12 protein-coding genes are annotated in these 15,773 nt (G+C 50.5%); 10 read left to right on the top strand and 2 right to left on the bottom strand.

Annotation, left to right across the window (positions count from 1 at the left end; genetic code table 11):
• Window positions 1-236 (top strand): hypothetical protein (locus tag E5987_RS13170; RefSeq protein ID WP_237178776.1); only part of this gene is annotated, 236 nt, incomplete at its 5' end.
• A 174-nt stretch (window positions 237-410) separates the two neighbouring features.
• Here E5987_RS13170 and infA read toward each other — a convergent pair.
• The gene (gene infA, locus E5987_RS11625) at window positions 411-668 is read right to left on the bottom strand and encodes a translation initiation factor IF-1 (protein ID WP_160336248.1); all 258 of its coding nucleotides are present in this window, start codon (window positions 666-668) and stop codon (window positions 411-413) included.
• Between the two features lie 250 nt (window positions 669-918).
• Between infA and hemG the strand changes: the two genes are divergently transcribed.
• From hemG to E5987_RS11580, 9 genes are all read left to right on the top strand, one after another.
• On the top strand, window positions 919-1,464 hold the full coding sequence (gene hemG, locus E5987_RS11620) for a menaquinone-dependent protoporphyrinogen IX dehydrogenase (protein WP_160336247.1): 546 nt from the start codon (window positions 919-921) through the stop codon (window positions 1,462-1,464).
• A gap of 80 nt (window positions 1,465-1,544) precedes the next feature.
• The gene (locus E5987_RS11615) at window positions 1,545-3,251 is read left to right on the top strand and encodes an AMP-binding protein (protein ID WP_160336246.1); all 1,707 of its coding nucleotides are present in this window, start codon (window positions 1,545-1,547) and stop codon (window positions 3,249-3,251) included.
• A 290-nt stretch (window positions 3,252-3,541) separates the two neighbouring features.
• Window positions 3,542-4,807, top strand: coding sequence for a C4-dicarboxylate transporter DcuC (dcuC, locus tag E5987_RS11610; protein WP_160336245.1), 1,266 nt, complete (start codon window positions 3,542-3,544; stop codon window positions 4,805-4,807).
• A 14-nt stretch (window positions 4,808-4,821) separates the two neighbouring features.
• Window positions 4,822-6,069 (top strand): M20/M25/M40 family metallo-hydrolase, encoded by a 1,248-nt coding sequence (locus tag E5987_RS11605; protein WP_160336244.1) that lies wholly within the window; start codon window positions 4,822-4,824, stop codon window positions 6,067-6,069.
• 321 nt (window positions 6,070-6,390) lie between these two features.
• Window positions 6,391-7,557: an efflux RND transporter periplasmic adaptor subunit gene (locus E5987_RS11600; protein ID WP_160336243.1), complete on the top strand. Its 1,167-nt coding sequence runs from the start codon at window positions 6,391-6,393 to the stop codon at window positions 7,555-7,557.
• 15 nt (window positions 7,558-7,572) lie between these two features.
• The gene (locus E5987_RS11595) at window positions 7,573-10,701 is read left to right on the top strand and encodes an efflux RND transporter permease subunit (RefSeq protein ID WP_160336242.1); all 3,129 of its coding nucleotides are present in this window, start codon (window positions 7,573-7,575) and stop codon (window positions 10,699-10,701) included.
• A complete protein-coding gene (locus tag E5987_RS11590) occupies window positions 10,698-12,146 on the top strand; it encodes an efflux transporter outer membrane subunit (protein ID WP_160336241.1) in 1,449 nt (482 codons plus the stop codon). Before E5987_RS11595 ends, E5987_RS11590 begins: the two co-directional genes overlap by 4 nt.
• Window positions 12,146-12,754 carry a TetR/AcrR family transcriptional regulator gene (locus E5987_RS11585; RefSeq protein WP_160336240.1) on the top strand — a complete coding sequence of 203 codons (609 nt, stop codon included), beginning with the start codon at window positions 12,146-12,148 and terminating at the stop codon, window positions 12,752-12,754. Before E5987_RS11590 ends, E5987_RS11585 begins: the two co-directional genes overlap by 1 nt.
• Window positions 12,744-14,015 carry an amidohydrolase gene (locus E5987_RS11580; RefSeq protein WP_160336239.1) on the top strand — a complete coding sequence of 424 codons (1,272 nt, stop codon included), beginning with the start codon at window positions 12,744-12,746 and terminating at the stop codon, window positions 14,013-14,015. The genes E5987_RS11585 and E5987_RS11580 overlap by 11 nt, the downstream gene beginning before the upstream one ends.
• Before the next feature lie 68 nt (window positions 14,016-14,083).
• On the opposite strand, the gene aroG is transcribed toward E5987_RS11580, so the two are convergent.
• Complete coding sequence (gene aroG, locus E5987_RS11575) at window positions 14,084-15,154, bottom strand: 3-deoxy-7-phosphoheptulonate synthase AroG (protein ID WP_277612792.1); 1,071 nt, start codon at window positions 15,152-15,154, stop codon at window positions 14,084-14,086.
• Window positions 15,155-15,773: the final 619 nt, after the last annotated feature.

Raw genomic sequence — 15,773 nt, 5'->3', positions numbered from 1 at the left:
TCTTTGTCACGTATTTAGCTCTGAGTTTAAGACTGATGCTGCATAAGCGGATGCAGGACGCCAACATTGACCCGGAGCAAGCTCCACGCCTGATAAGTGAACTTAATGCATTAACCGTCTATAAGTTCGCTCCTGAGGGCCAAGTCACATATCTCTGGCACGAGATCCCAAAGCGTTACAAGGAACTTATGCAGAAGTTGAAAATAAAAATCCCCGCCCCGATTTTTGTAATCTAGGAGCGGGAATTCAGGCAAAAAAAGCCTCTTGCGAGGCTGGCAGCTGCTTTCGTTCCATCAGCAAACAGAACTCGGGCTACTCGGATCTTGTACTTTGCGCGTCAGGCAACAGCGACAGCTCTGACAATGCCGCAGCGCATTCTCAGAGCTTTTATGCTGCTTTGACTTTAATAATTACTTGCGCTTGTTCTGAGGCGCTGCAGGCGGACGTCCTTCAATATGACGGAATGTGATGCGTCCTTTGGTCATATCGTAGGGAGAAATTTCAAGAGAAACTTTATCGCCGGCGAGAATGCGAATGTGATGTTTGCGCATTTTACCGTTGGTGTAAGCGATAAGTTCATAGCCGTTGTCGAGTTGAACGCGATAGCGGGCGTCTGGGAGCACTTCTGTAACAGTTGCGCTGGCTTCAATCAGGTCTTCTTTTGCCATATAAATGTAAATGAGTTCCTTTGTTTTTTCAGAACTGAGTTTTAAACGCTGTGATTCTACCTTAGGCGGGGCGCAAGATTCTGATTAATTGCTAGGTAACCGCCGATACTGGGTAACAAAAATCGATTTATGCCGCTTCAGATTGTTAAGAATGCGGCATCAGGATTGTGTTTAAGCGTAATTTGCTACAATCGGAACTTCGAAAAAATAACGAATCGCCCCGGGAAACGGCCGGGCCTTGGAGTCAGCCATGAAGAATATCCTGATTGTTTACTATTCTCGTATGGGCCATACTGCCCGTATCGTCCGCCGTATCGCTGAACAGCTTGAAGCAAAGGGCGATTCTGTCGAACTCATGCCGGTGGCCGAAGCGCTGCGCGAAGGTGTGGACTGGGACAAGCATGATTTTGTTCTCTGCGGTTTCCCGGTCGTTTACGGCACCTATCATCCGAACGTTTATGAGTTTGTCCGCAATAACTGCACGCGTCTTGACCACAAACCCAACGCAATGTTCAATGTGACGGTGGTCGCGCGCACGCCTTTTAAAGCAACGGTGGAAGGCAACCGCTACATGCAGAACTTCCTGAACCGCTCTCCGTGGCGCCCTCGTGATCTGAAGTGCTTTGCCGGCAAGATCGACTATCCCAACCTGAATTTCTTTGATAAGAAATGCATTCAGCTCATTATGAAGATCACAAACGGGCCGACCGATCCGTCCATGTGCATCGACTTTACCGATTGGGATGACGTCAAAGCTTATGCGGATCATATCCACGAGCTTGCAAATCAAGCCTAAGGTCACGTTTTTTAGACTGTTTTTATCACAGCTAACCCGCTAAAATTAGCGGGTTAAGATTTTTTTGGGAAGAGCAAAAAATGACAGATGCTCAGCAATATCCGTGGCTGAGGAATTACCCGGAAGGGGTCCCGGCCGAGATTAATCCCGATATCTACGAGTCTCTTGTGGATTTCCAGGAAAAAATGTGTGAGGAGTACGCCACTGCTCCGGCGTTTTCAAATCTGGGCTCCAACATGAGCTATCGGGACTTTGGTGCGAAGGTCACGGCGCTTGCCGCGTATCTGCAGTCTCTCCCGGGCGTCGAGCAGGGCGACCGAGTCGCGCTGATGATGCCGAATTTGTTCCAGTATCCGGTGGCTTTATTTGCCGTACTGAAAGCCGGACTGATTGTTGTGAACGTCAATCCGCTCTACACAAGCCGTGAGCTTGGCGGAGTACTGAAGGATTCGGAAGCGAAAGTTCTGATCATCATCGAGAACTTTGCCAAGACCTTTGAGAGAATCCAGAAGGAAACTTCGGTCGAGCATGTGATCACGACTCAGGTTGGCGACCTGCTCCCGACTCCTAAGCGCATGCTGGTCAACTTCATGGTGAAGCGTGTCAAGAAGATGGTGCCAGAATTCCATCTCGAGCATGCGGTTATGTTTACCGAAGCGCTTGCAAAAGGCGCCTCTCTGGAATACAAGAAACCCAAGATTGATCGCTATGACATCGCGCTTCTGCAGTACACGGGCGGCACAACCGGCGTCTCTAAGGGCGCCATGCTGACACACCGCAATGTGCTGGCCAATCTGCAGCAGACCGGTATTTGGATTTCTTCCGACTTCAAGAAGGTAAGTGAAGTCGTGATGACAGCGCTTCCGCTTTACCATATCTTTTCACTTACAGCGATGTGCAGCTTCATGCAGTGGGGCGCCCGTATGGTGCTTATCACGAATCCCCGCGACATGAAGGGCCTCGTTAAAGAATGCGCAAAGCAGCACTTTACTGTTATTTGCGGCGTCAACACGCTCTTTAACGGACTGCTGAACACGCCGGGCTTTGATCAGGTTGATTTCTCTATGCTGAAGCTCACTGTCGGCGGCGGCACTCAGGTGCAGAAAACCGTGGCAGAGCGCTGGAAGAATGTGACAGGAGGAGCTATCAGCGAGGCTTACGGTTTAACGGAAGCTTCTCCGGGTGTGGCCGCAAATCCGCTGAACACCCCGTGGAACGGCTCAGTCGGCTTTCCGTTCCCCTCAACGATCGTGACCATCCGAGGCGAAGGATTTAAGGATCTCGGGCAGTGGACAACTCCGCAGGAGATTGAGGAGCACACCGGCGAAATCTGTGTCAAAGGTCCGCAGGTCATGCGCGGCTACTGGAATCGCCCGGAAGAAACGGCCGCCACGCTGCGCGACGGCTGGCTGCGTACCGGAGATATCGGCAATATGGACAGCAACGGCCGTATTACGATTACCGACCGTCAGAAGGACATGATTCTGGTTTCCGGATTCAATGTTTATCCGAATGAGGTCGAAGCGGTGCTGCAGAGCATGCCGGAAATTCTTGAGTGCGGCGTCGTGGGTGTGCCGAGCGAAAAATCCGGTGAAATGGTCAAGGCTGTGATCGTTAAGAAAGATCCGTCCCTGACGGCGGATCAGGTTAAAGCTTACTGCCGCCAAAACCTGACCGGTTACAAGATGCCGCGTGAAATCGTATTCGTGGAATCGATCCCGAAGACACCTGTCGGCAAGATTCTGCGCAGAGAACTTAAAGATATCGTGAATCCGAAGAGTGAATAAACTCTGATCGCGCACAAAAGAGGCCCGCTTCACCGCGGGTTTTCTTTTATTCGGAGTCTTTAATGAGCTGCAGGCCTACTGGTTCAGGATAAATTGCGAAGCGATAGGGTGTTTTTTTCAAACGCGGCCTAGGCTAGAGAATAAAAATAAGGGTTTATGCGATGGGGGATTGAGCAATTTTTGCTCTCCTGATATTGTTTGATCTCAAATAGATTTGCAGTGAAGTATGAACGGGCAATGAACATGGACGTTCGTTCATACCGCTTTTATCTTTACCCAAGGAGAATTCTATGTCCTGGACCGTGTGGGCGGCCGTCGTTGTGGTTATCGCAACGGTTTATGCCCTGATTAAACGATATGAAACACGTCTTGTCCTTCTGACATCCGGTTTCGTAATGGCTTTTATTTCACTTCAGCCGATGGTGGCTTTTAAGCAGTTTGATAAGTCGATGACCAACGGCAGTCTGATCATCGCTATCTGTTCAGCGCTCGGCTTTGCGGCTGTGATCTCACTGACAAAGTGCGACGTGCATTTAGTGAGTCTTCTGATGAAGCCGCTCAAGAGATTGGGTGTCTTTCTTCTGCCCTCATGCATGATCGTCACCAGCGTGATCTCGACAGCGATCCCTTCGATGGCAGGCCTTTCGGCAGCGGTCGGTCCGACCATGATTCCGATCATGATTCGCTCCGGTTTCAAACCGGCGATTGCCGCTGCGGCAGTCGGCGGCTGCATGATGCCCGCCTACCTCAACCCCGGTGTTTCTCACAATCCGTTCATCTCTAAACTCGCCTCGATGGAGATTATGCAGTTTATCGGCGCGCATGCGGTGACAACGGTCACGTTAGGCGCGATCAGTATTCTCATCATTACGATTACGTGCTTCGCTTACGGCGACTTTAAGAAAAACGACACCGCAGTTAAAGAAGCCGTGGAAGAGGCAAGCAATGAGATTGCCCGTCCGAATATTTTCTTTGCGATTGCTCCGCTGGTTCCGGTGGTTCTTCTTGTCTGCGCTTCGCTTTGGGCCCCTCAGCTCAAGATGTCGGTGGCGACCGCGATGCTGATCGGAACGTTCTACGCGCTTGCTGTCACACGTTCCAACCCTGAGGAAGTCACAAAGAAATTCTTTGCGGGCATGGGCAACGGTTACGCCAAGATTCTCGGCATCATTATCGCAGCGGGTGTATTTGCGGCAGGTTTACGTGCCGCTGGCGTCATTGACGTTTTTGTTCAGTATCTGACCCATACCAATGAAGTGGCGAAAATCGGCGGCGCCTTCGGCCCGTTTATTTTGGCCGTGCTGACCGGCTCCGGCGACGCAGCGGCGTTCGCTTTCAACGAAGCGGTGACTCCCCATGCTCCGACATTCGGTATGACGATTGACGGACTCGGGTATATCGCCATGATGGCGGCCGGTATCGGCAGACAGGCTTCTCCGCTTGCAGGCGGCATCATTCTTCTGTCCGGCATTGCCGGCGTCTCTCCGGTGGAGGTTGTGAAGCGCACGGCACCCGCGGCTGTCGTCATGGTTATTTGCCTCTACTTCTTGGTTTAAGGAGCTCTTGATTTATGAAGAATATTCCTCAGGTCAATGAGAAAGTTCTGGAACTCGTTCAAACAGTCGCCAAGGAGCCTGCAGTAGCGGACGCGCTGAAACTTATCGCCGATCAGACGGAAATAGCGATGCAGGAACAAATCGAGCTCTGCGAAATAGAAGCGCCGACTTTTCATGAAGAAAAGCGCGCGGCTTCTGTTGCGGAGCGTATGAAACGCTATGGACTGTCTAACGTTCATATTGACGAAATCGGCAATGTGATTGGGGTTCGCAAAGGCAGTGGAAACGGCCCTGTACTTGCGCTTGGAGCGCACATGGACAGCGTTTTCCCGGCCGGTACCGACGTTAAGGTTCGGCAGGAAGGCAATATTTACCGCGCGCCGGGAATCGGCGACAACTGCTCCGGACTGCGGGCGATTCTGCAGGTGCTTCGTGCGCTTGAAGCTCAGAAGATCGAAACGGTCGGAGACATCTGGTTTGTCGGAACCGTGGGCGAAGAAGGAAACGGCGATATCCGCGGCTCTAAGCATTTATGTGCCAACAATAAGCTTGACGGCTTTATCGCAGTTGACAGCACCGACGTCGGCCGTGTTCTTTACGGCGCGGTTGGCTCTCATCGCTGGCGCCTTTCGATTGACGGCCCCGGAGGACATTCCTTTGCCGAATTCGGCAAAGCGCCGAGCGCGATTCACGCGGTGTGCCGTGCCGGCGACAAGGTCGCGGATATTCAGGTTCCTGCAGATCCGAAAACAACCTTCACTATCGGCACCATTAAAGGCGGAACAACCGTGAACACCATTGCCGCGCACTGTGAGGTTGATGTGGATATCCGCAGCGTCTCCAATGAGGAGCTTCTGCGCGTTGAAGCGGAAATTCTCAGCGCCTTTGAAGGAGCGGTTAAAGCGGAAAACGCTCGCTGGGGCGTGACCGATGAGACTAAGAAGCTCAGACTGACAAAAACTCAGATCGGCAATCGACCGGGCGGCATGCGTCCGCATGATTGTCCGGTTCTTCAGGCCGCACGCAGCGCTCAGAAAGTTCTGGGTATTGAACTGACTAATTACGGCATGTCTTCAACCGATGCGAATGCCCCTATGAGTCGGAATATTCCGGCCACATGTCTTTGCTCAGGCGGTAAGGGTATCGGAGCGCACACTGTCAACGAATATTTCGTTATGGAGCATACGGAGCTTGGGCCGCAGCTGATTATGCTGGCTGCACTCTCGCTTGCTGGTACGAAGAACACAGAGCCGCTTTTGTAAGCAGTCACTTTTTTCCCAAGGCCCCCGCTCTCTTAATGCGGGGGTTTTTTGTATGGTTGTAACGGAAAGAGGTTATAGGGATTGCATACTTACCTATGCTTAGGTCTATTGGGTCGAAGCTCCGTGCAGAGCAGGAAAGACAACGAACACAAGAGATAGGAAATACTTTTGTGTTCATTTATCGATACAAGAAAGCTATTTAATATCTAAGGGAAAACCCTTGAATATAAAAATAAAATACTTCTCTGAATGAATGTTCATTCAGAAAATCGTCTAGAATCTTTAAGTCTCATTAGTAAGCAAAAATAAATTGAGGATCCCATGATTTTTCAGAAGGTAAAAACCATAACGGTAGTCTCTGTTTTGGCGCTGGCCGCATTAACGGGATGCGACGACCAGAAGAAGGGCGGCGCCCCTGCCAACGCTATGGTCCCTCAGGTATCGGTGGTTGAAATTCAGCCTGATACAAGGGCGCAAACCACAATTCTTCAAGGAAGAACAGCTCCTTTCCTTGTTGCTGAAGTTCGTCCTCAGGTTTCAGGCATTCTGCAAAAGCGTCTGTTTAAAGAGGGCGAGGAAGTCAAAGAAGGCCAACCGCTTTATCAGATTGATCCGGCGGTTTATAAGGCTGCAGTCGAAAGCGCAAAAGCTGAAGTTGAAAGAGCCAAATCTTTGGTCATGCAGACTCGCAATAGTGCGAATCGCTATGCGCAGCTTGTTAAGACTGAAGCAGTGAGCAAACAGATGAACGAGGATGCTCAGGCAGCCTACAAGCAGGCGCAGGCTTCTTTGCTCGCTGCCCAGGCTCAGCTTAAGAATGCTGAGATTAACTTCGGCTATACCACGATCACTTCACCGATTACTGGAAAGATCGGTCGTTCTCTTGTGACGCCCGGCGCACTTTTGAGCGGCTATCAGGCCAACAACATGGCAGTCGTTCAGACGCTTGACCCGATTTATGTCGATGTCAATGAATCGAGCCGTGATCTTCTGAAGCTGAAGAAAGAGATTGCCGAGGGCCGCATCAAAGTGAATGAAGGTGCCATTCCCGTCTCTCTGACTCTTGAAGACGGAAGTGTCTATCCTCTTGAAGGCAAACTTGAACTTTCAGAAGTTTCTGTTGATGAAGGTACCGGAACAATCACACTCAGAGCGGTTTTTCCGAACCCTAATCAGACACTGCTCCCCGGTATGTATGTTCGCACGAAGCTTCCGCAGGGTCTGCGTGAAAATGCGATTTTTGTTCCGCAACGCGCAGTGCTTCGTGAATCCAACGGCTCTCCTTACGTCTATGTTGTTCAGGACGGAAAGATCGCCATTAAGAAAATTAAGACAATTAAGACTGAAGGTACTGACTGGCTTCTGGAAAGCGGACTGGAGCCCGGCGACAAGGTCGTCATAGAAGGCCTGCAGCGCATTCGCCCCGGAGTTCCGGTCAACATCGTTCCGACTATGGCCGAACAGGCAGCTCAGCAACAGAAGAAGTAACCGCAGGGTAGCAAGATGGCAAAGTTTTTTATTAATCGTCCGATTTTTGCTTGGGTGATTGCAATTGTGATCATGCTTGCCGGCACACTCTCGATTCTAAATTTGCCGGTTTCCATGTATCCGCAGATTGCTCCGCCTCAGGTGAGTATTTCCGCAACCTATCCGGGTGCATCTGCCAAGACTATTGAAGATACTGTCGTTCAGATTATTGAACAGAAGATGACTGGTCTTGACGGGTATCTGTACATGAGCTCAACCAGTGAGTCGAGCGGAAGAATCAATATTACGCTGACTTTCGCTGCCGGAACCAATCCCGATATGGCTCAGGTTCAGGTGCAGAACCGATTGGCGCAGGCACAGTCCTCGCTGCCGGAAGTGGTCCAGCGACTTGGTATTACCGTTATCAAGACGACCGCGAGCTTTCTGAAAGTTGTCGGTCTGACGTCTAAGAGCGGCAAGGTTTCTGAAGCCGAACTCGGCGACTATTTGGTCTCGCGAGTGCAGGAGCCGCTGAGTCGTGTTGAAGGTGTCGGTGAAGTTCAGGTGTTTGGTTCGGCCTTTGCGATGCGTATCTGGCTGAATCCGGAAAAGCTCTATGAATACGGATTGACACCGTCGGATGTGACAGCCGCGATTCAGGCACAAAACGTTCAGATTTCTTCCGGTCAGGTGGGCGGTCTGCCAGCTGCCAAAGGGACGGAACTGAACGCGACCATTACTTCGAGTTCGCTCCTAGAGACGCCTGAGCAGTTCGGCAATATTTTTCTGAAGACTCAGTCGAGTGGAGCTCAGGTATTCCTGAAGGATGTCGCCCGAATTGAAAAAGGCCCGCAGATGTACGAGGCGACAGCCTTTTTTAACGGTAAACCTTCTTCAGCTATCGCAATTAAGCTTGCTTCCGGCGCAAATGCTTTGAGAACTTCCGAGCTCGTCGACGAGAAGATGAAAGAGCTCTCGCAGTACTTCCCGCAGGACTACGAATACATTATTCCGTTTGACACTACTCCGTTCGTTCGTATCTCCATTAAGGGCGTGATTCAGACGCTGATGGAAGCGATTGTGCTGGTGGTTCTGGTTATGTATCTTTTCCTTCAGAACTTCCGCGCGACACTTATTCCGACGATTGCTGTGCCGGTGGTTGTACTTGGTACGTTCGGTGTACTCGGAGCTATGGGCTACTCGATCAACATGCTGACGATGTTCGCCATGGTGCTCGCGATCGGTCTGTTGGTAGATGATGCGATTGTTGTGGTGGAAAATGTTGAGCGTGTGATGGATGAAGAGCGTCTCTCGCCGCATGACGCAACAGAAAAATCAATGAAGCAGATCACGGGTGCGCTGGTCGGTATTGCGATGGTGCTTTCTGCCGTGTTCGTTCCGATGGCCTTCTTTGGAGGCTCTACCGGTGTCATTTACCGTCAATTCTCTGTCACGATCGTGGCGGCAATGGGTTTGTCTGTACTAGTTGCTCTGACGCTGACTCCGGCTCTGTGCGCGACAATTCTTCGTCCGATTAAGCACGATAAAAAACAAACAGGTTTCTTCGGCTGGTTCAATCGCGTGTTTAATTCCGGCGCGCAGTCCGCGACACATGCCGTCGGCTACATGACCGGCCGATGGAAGCGTTTCATTGTGATTTACGGTGTCATTATTGCGGGCGTGGTTTTTGGCTTTTTAAAGATTCCGACTGCATTTATGCCGGATGAGGACCAAGGTTCTTTGATGGTTCAGATTACGCTTCCGGAAGGATCGACTCGCGAACAGACTCTTCCGGTCATTGAGCGAATGCAGAATTACATGCTGACGCAAGAGAAGGAAAATGTGGAAAGCGTGATGACGGTCGCAGGCTTTAGTTTGGCCGGTATGGGCCAGAATTCTGCCATGGCCTTTGTCAAACTGAAGGACTGGAGCGAGCGTAAGCGTCCGGACCAGAAGGCTCAGGCTATTGCCGCACGTGCCAATCGTACGCTGATGAGCTGGAAAGACTCCTTCGCGTTTGGTTTTGCGCTTCCGCCGGTTCCCGAGCTTGGTATGGCTGACGGTTTTGACCTTTATTTGCAGGATCTGGGGGGCGCCGGTCATGCCGCTCTGATGGATGCCAGAAATCAGATGTTGGGTATGGCTCAGCAGAATCCGCTGCTCTATAACGTGCGTCCGAACGGTAAGGAAGATGCGCCGCAGTTACAGCTCAATATTGACTTCAGCAAAGCCGCGGCGCTTGGAGTGAGCGTTTCCGCTGTCAATAGCGCGCTTTCTACGGCTTGGGGTTCGACTTACGTTAATGACTTCTATGACAACGGCCGTATTAAGCAGGTTTATGTTCAGGGCGACGCCGATTATCGTCAGAGACCCGAGGATTTAGACAAGTGGTATGTGCGCAATGATCAGGGCAAGATGGTTCCGTTCTCCGCTTTCAGTTCTGCTGAGTGGAAGTTCGGTTCCTCCAAACTTGAACGTTTCAACGGGTTAGGTGCAGTGAACATCCAGGGCGCGCCCGCTGCAGGATTTACGACCGGTCAGGCAATGCTGGCGATGGAAGAGATCGCCAAGAGTCTGCCTTACGGATTCGGACTTGCCTGGAACGGCATTTCTTTCCAGGAACGTCAGGCCGGAGCTCAGGCCGGAGCGCTTTACGCACTGTCTATTTTGATCGTGTTCCTCTGCTTGGCCGCGCTTTATGAAAGCTGGTCAATTCCGATTGCGGTCATTATGGTGGTGCCGCTCGGTGTTATTGGAGCGCTTGGTATGACCGGCGCATTCGGAATGAATAACGATATTTACTTCCAGGTTGGTCTTTTGACAACAATCGGTTTGGTTAGTAAGAACGCGATTTTGATTGTGGAGTTTGCTAAAGAGCTCCATGAGAAAGGCATGTCGATCGTAGAGGCAGCAGCTCAGGCCGTTAAGCTCAGACTTCGACCGATTCTGATGACCTCTCTTGCGTTCGGTCTCGGCGTTCTTCCGCTTGCTAAAGCGGCTGGCGCAGGTTCAGGTGCGCAGAACGCGATCGGTATCGGTGTTCTCGGCGGTATGCTTACGGGTACTTTCCTGTGTATTTTCTTCGTACCGCTTTTCTACGTATTGATTATTAAACTGTTTGGCGACAAGACGCATAAACCTCAGACCGACGGAGAATCCAAATGAGAATCATAAAAGTTACAACATTGGCTTGCGCAGTTCTGCTTGCGTCGGGCTGTACGATGGCGCCCAAGTATGAGCGTCCCGAAGCGCCGGTTGCTCAAACGTTCCCGAGCGGAGATGCGTATGCCGATGTTGAAAAAACGGCTGCGCCGCTGCCGCTTTGGGAGGATTTCATTACTAATCCCAAGGCTCGCCAGGTTGTTCGCCTCGCGCTTGAAAACAACCGAGATCTTCGTGTTGCGCTGTTCAATGTTGAAAAGGCCTATGCCGCTTACGGCATTCAGCGCGCGCAGCTTCTTCCGTCAGTTGCGGGCGGTTTAAACGAGACGGCGGGAAGAACTCCTCGTTCTGTTTCTGCGACTGGATCCGGCTATGTTTCTCACACCTATCAGGCCAATCTTTCATCCACCGCTTGGGAGCTTGATCTCTTCGGTCGAGTAAGGAGTCTCTCTGAAGCGGCATTACAGAGCTACTTTGCTGTAGAGGAAAACAGAAGTGCTGCACAAAATACGCTGATTGCCTCTGTGGCTAACGCTTGGATTAACCTTGGCGCGCAGAAGGAGCTTTTACGTCTGCAGAAGATTACGCTTGAGAGTCAGGAAAAGAGCTATAAGCTGATGGAGCAGAGTCACCGTCTAGGCGCAAGCTCGCTTCTTGAACTCGAGCAGGCCAAAACAACGGTTGCGACCGCAAGAGCAGCGGTCGCAAGCTACGAGCGCACAGTGGCTCAAGCGAGAAATGCATTGAATCTTCTCGTAGGCGCTGATGTGCCAGCGATGTTGGAGCCGGAAAAGCTCGAAGATGCGACGAACTTCGGAGCGATCGCTCCAGAAGGACTCTCAAGTGACATTCTTCTCAATCGACCAGATATTCGTGCGGCGGAAAATAATTTGAAAGCAGCAAATGCCAACATTGGCGCAGCTCGTGCAAACTTTTTTCCGAGAATTTCTCTGACGGCGGGCATCGGTTCCACGTCTCGTCATCTGAGTGATTTATTTGATGCCGGTACAGGTCTTTGGACATTTGCGCCTTCAATTTCACTTCCGATCTTTACGGGCGGAGCGAACTTGTCTACGTTGCGCCAGGCTGAAGCTCAGCAGAAGATCATGGTCGCGACTTACGAGCAGACCATTCAGCAGGCCTTTGCCGAAGTTAGTGACGCGCTTGCGACAGTAGGTACCGTGAAACAGCAGACTGCTGCGTTAAAAGATTTGGTGACGGCGACAGAACGAGCCTATACGCTATCTCAGAACCGTTACAAGAACGGTCTTGACGGATTCCTGACGGTTCTTGAAAGTCAGCGTCAGATGGTTGCAGCACAGACTAATTTCATCAGCGCTGAGTCTATGCGCCTGAGCAGCGGCATCAATCTTTACCGTGCGCTCGGAGGCGGAGCTGTTCGTGAAGAACAGACCGTCGCGGCAGCTTCTGTGAAGGGAGAGTCTTAATGGGCAGCCCTCTCAACTTAACACGTCAGGATGAGAAAAGACTGAAAATTCTCGCGGCTGCGGAGGAGACCTTTTTAGAAAAAGGTTTCCACGCTGCGAGCATGAGCGACATTGCTCGTAAAGCAGGCATCAGCACGCCGCATTTATATAACTTTTATGAGAATAAAGCGGCGATTGCGTTGTCAGTTCAGGAAAAGATGGCTGAAGAGACCTTCACGCTTTTGACCGGAGCAATGAATTCTGAACCGGAAGAGCAGGAAAAGTTTATCAAGCACCTGCTTGATCCTCGTCGAGCCTCGCTGACTCTGACGATGATGACGGAAGCGACTAGAAATCCTGTTGTCATGGAGCGTGTCGTTGAAAACGGCGAGAAACTCATGACTCAGCTTAGGGAGCACTATCACATTAAAGAGGATGACGAGGATCGACTTTTCCGTCTTGAGGTGTCGATGAGGCTGTTTCTTGGAATCAGCATTGGCAGCGTTTTTTGCGGAATCGTCGAAGGGGGAAAGCTTCGTAATATTCTTATGGAAATCAATCGTTGGCTCGTGGATAATAAATCTGAGACTAATTGTTTAAATGGTGAGGAGAAAACGAATGCTGTCTAGTCAGGAGCTCGTCCAATTTCGTCGTGATCTTCACTCCTATCCGGAGACCGGATGGTGTGAATTTGTGACAACTTTCAAGGTTGTCCAAAAATTGAGATCGTTTGGAATTGAACCTAAGTTTGGCCGTCAGATTATTAATCCGGAGTTTGTTGCAGGCCGCAATGAAAAGGCTGTAGAAGCGGCACAGAAGGCAGCGCTTGACAAAGGCGTTTCCGCAGAATTTCTGGAGCAGATGGGCGGTTATACAGGCGTACTTGCAACGATTGAAACTGGCCGTCCCGGCCCCGTACTTGCCGTTCGATTCGATATGGACTGTGTGGACGTACAGGAAGCTCTGGAAGCAGGCCATAGACCGTTTGATGAAGGCTGGGCCAGCACCAACCCGGGCCACATGCATTCCTGTGGGCATGATGGTCACACAACGATGGGTATCGGCCTTTGTTCTTGGCTTGTTGAGAACAAGGATAAGTTGTGCGGTACGATCAAGGTTCTTTTCCAGCCTGCGGAAGAGGGTGTAAGAGGTGCTCGGCCGGTTGCTGAATCAGGTGTCCTGGATGACGCGGATTACTTTTTCGGTAACCACTTGGGATTTAATCTGCCCACCGGCACGATTTCACCTGAGCCCGGACTTTTTCTAGCTTCTACCAAGCTGGATGCGGAGTTCGTTGGTTTAGCCGCGCATTCAGGTGCGGACCCGCACAAAGGAAAGAATGCGCTTTTGGCTGCCGCAACTGCTACATTAGCGGTACATGGTATCATTCGACCGGTTCAGGAAACAACTGCGCTGAACGTGGGGACGCTGCATGCTGGTCAAGGTCGCAACGTGGTTGCGCCGAATGCTTTTATGCAGCTTGAGGTTCGCGGGGAAACCGAAGAAGTCAACAGCTACATGCGTGAGGAAGCTATTCGCAAGATCAAAGCGAGCGCAGATATGTATGACTGCGAGGTGAAGATCGTTAAGGCCGGAGAAGCGACCGAATTTAAACCGGATCGTAAAGCCATTGATTTGGTTTACGAAGCGGCGATTCCGGTTGTCGGCGAAGAGATGATTAAGAAGATGGATCTGAAGCTTGGCAGCGAAGACTGTACGATTCTGCTTCGCAGAGTTCAGCAGAGGGGCGGAGTCGGTACGTTCATCATCTTTGGATGCGAGACCAAAGCAGGACATCATCAGAGGCTCTTTGACTTTGACGAGCGGGTTCTGGATATTGCAGTGTCCTTCTATAAGAATCTGGTACCGATGATTTGCGGTTTTAAATAGACTACTTATTTAAACCATAGCAAGAAGCCTTGTTCTTTGCGGAGCAAGGCTTCTTCTATATTCTCGTATTAGCGGTTGCGGTCCCTGCGGTCTTTAACCGCATGTGCGAGAGACTCAACTGCTTTAACCGTGTCGTCCCATCCAAGGCAGGCGTCCGTAATAGACTGACCGTAAACCAGTTCCTGTTCTTTGCCTTTGACGAGAGGCTGGTTGCCTTCGACAAGATTAGACTCGAGCATAACGCCCATGATGTGGCAGCTGCCGGAAGAAATTTGCCGGCAGATATCCTGTACGACGGCCAGCTGTTCCTTATGTTTCTTATGGCTGTTGGAGTGGCTTGCATCGATCATGACGGAGGGTCTCAGTCCTGCAGCCTGAAGTTTTTCGCAGCACTCGGACACGCTCTTTTCGTCGTAATTGGTTGTTTTACCGCCGCGAAGAATCACGTGGCAGTCTTCATTTCCGCCCGTAACGACAATAGCGGAGTGGCCTCCCTTGGTTACAGAAAGGAAAACATGCTCATGGGAAGCGGCATTAATCGCGTCGATAGCAATTTTCACGTTGCCATCGGTTCCGTTTTTGAATCCCACCGGGCAGGAAAGGCCGCTGGCGAGTTCGCGGTGTACTTGGCTTTCTGTTGTTCTTGCTCCGATCGCGCCCCAGGAGATTAAGTCAGCGATGTACTGAGGCGTGATCATGTCGAGGTATTCGGTGCCTGCGGGGACGCCGAGTTCGTTGATATCGAGCAGCAGCTCCCGCGCAACGCGCAGTCCGTGGTTGATGTGGTAGCTGCAGTCCAGGTCCGGGTCGTTGATCAGGCCTTTCCAACCGATTGTGGTTCTCGGTTTTTCGAAATATACGCGCATGATGATTTCGAGATCATCAGCAAACTGTCTGCGAAGGTCGACGAGTTTTTCTGTATATTCGACCGCCGCTTTCGGGTCATGGATTGAGCACGGACCAACGATGACTAGCAGGCGGTCGTCCAAGCCGTGAATGATTTCATGGCCCGCGGTACGGGCAAGGTGTACGGTTGTTGAAGCAAGCTGTCCGCAGGGAAATTCTCTGATCAGGTAAGAAGGTGGAGTAAGTTCTCTTATTTCTTTGATTCTGACGTCATCGGTATTGAAAGCCATTATTTATTCTCCGTTTATCCGCGATATCCGAGGTTGGCAATAAAAAACCGCCGGGACCTTTTGGTACGGCGGTTAAGTTTAAGTGACTCCTGATTATGCGTGCAGAGTATCCTTTTCCGCCGACAGCGAAAAATAAAAGCTAAAGTAATAAAAGAAAAACTGTGCTGCACGCATGATTCAGTATTCAATGATTGAAAAATGATTGATATAGATAAAATTTACTTCAAAAATTGCTGTTATGCGGAATTATTTGCAGACTTTTTTAAAGACATATCGTTTCCCCTACAGTCGGAGGAAACAGATTTATGACTAGAATAAATGCCTGGGGGGATTTTCCCGTAGCGCTAATTGGCAGGATCAGGGAAGAAAATTAATAGAGGGGTGAGTTATTGGTTTGGGTGAGATATCCTCGCTAACTTTATTTGTGAGTATGTGTTTTTTAGAAACGAATCATCAGGGACGGAAATCGAGAGATACCTTCGAGGATGAAATTTCTTATTGTGTGTTTATATGTAGCCTATAATTTTTAGTTGAAATATGAAGGTTGTCTTGTCCTGAAAAAAGTTGACTACTTAGGGAGTCAACAATGAAAGTTGAAGAACAGATATCTACACTAATGAAA

The organism is Parasutterella muris (assembly GCF_009767915.1).
GTDB lineage: Bacteria > Pseudomonadota > Gammaproteobacteria > Burkholderiales > Burkholderiaceae_F > Parasutterella > Parasutterella muris.
The sequence above is the reverse complement of the archived record's forward strand: the minus strand, read 5'-3'. Positions and strand labels throughout refer to the sequence as shown.

Coding starts and splice junctions, on each gene's coding strand:
- infA (WP_160336248.1), bottom strand. CDS start 668: ATGGCAAAAGAAGACCTGATTGAAGCCAGCGCAACTGTTACAGAAGTG.
- E5987_RS11590 (WP_160336241.1), top strand. CDS start 10,698: ATGAGAATCATAAAAGTTACAACATTGGCTTGCGCAGTTCTGCTTGCG.
- dcuC (WP_160336245.1), top strand. CDS start 3,542: ATGTCCTGGACCGTGTGGGCGGCCGTCGTTGTGGTTATCGCAACGGTT.
- E5987_RS11585 (WP_160336240.1), top strand. CDS start 12,146: ATGGGCAGCCCTCTCAACTTAACACGTCAGGATGAGAAAAGACTGAAA.
- E5987_RS11605 (WP_160336244.1), top strand. CDS start 4,822: ATGAAGAATATTCCTCAGGTCAATGAGAAAGTTCTGGAACTCGTTCAA.
- hemG (WP_160336247.1), top strand. CDS start 919: ATGAAGAATATCCTGATTGTTTACTATTCTCGTATGGGCCATACTGCC.
- E5987_RS11615 (WP_160336246.1), top strand. CDS start 1,545: ATGACAGATGCTCAGCAATATCCGTGGCTGAGGAATTACCCGGAAGGG.
- E5987_RS11595 (WP_160336242.1), top strand. CDS start 7,573: ATGGCAAAGTTTTTTATTAATCGTCCGATTTTTGCTTGGGTGATTGCA.
- E5987_RS11580 (WP_160336239.1), top strand. CDS start 12,744: ATGCTGTCTAGTCAGGAGCTCGTCCAATTTCGTCGTGATCTTCACTCC.
- E5987_RS11600 (WP_160336243.1), top strand. CDS start 6,391: ATGATTTTTCAGAAGGTAAAAACCATAACGGTAGTCTCTGTTTTGGCG.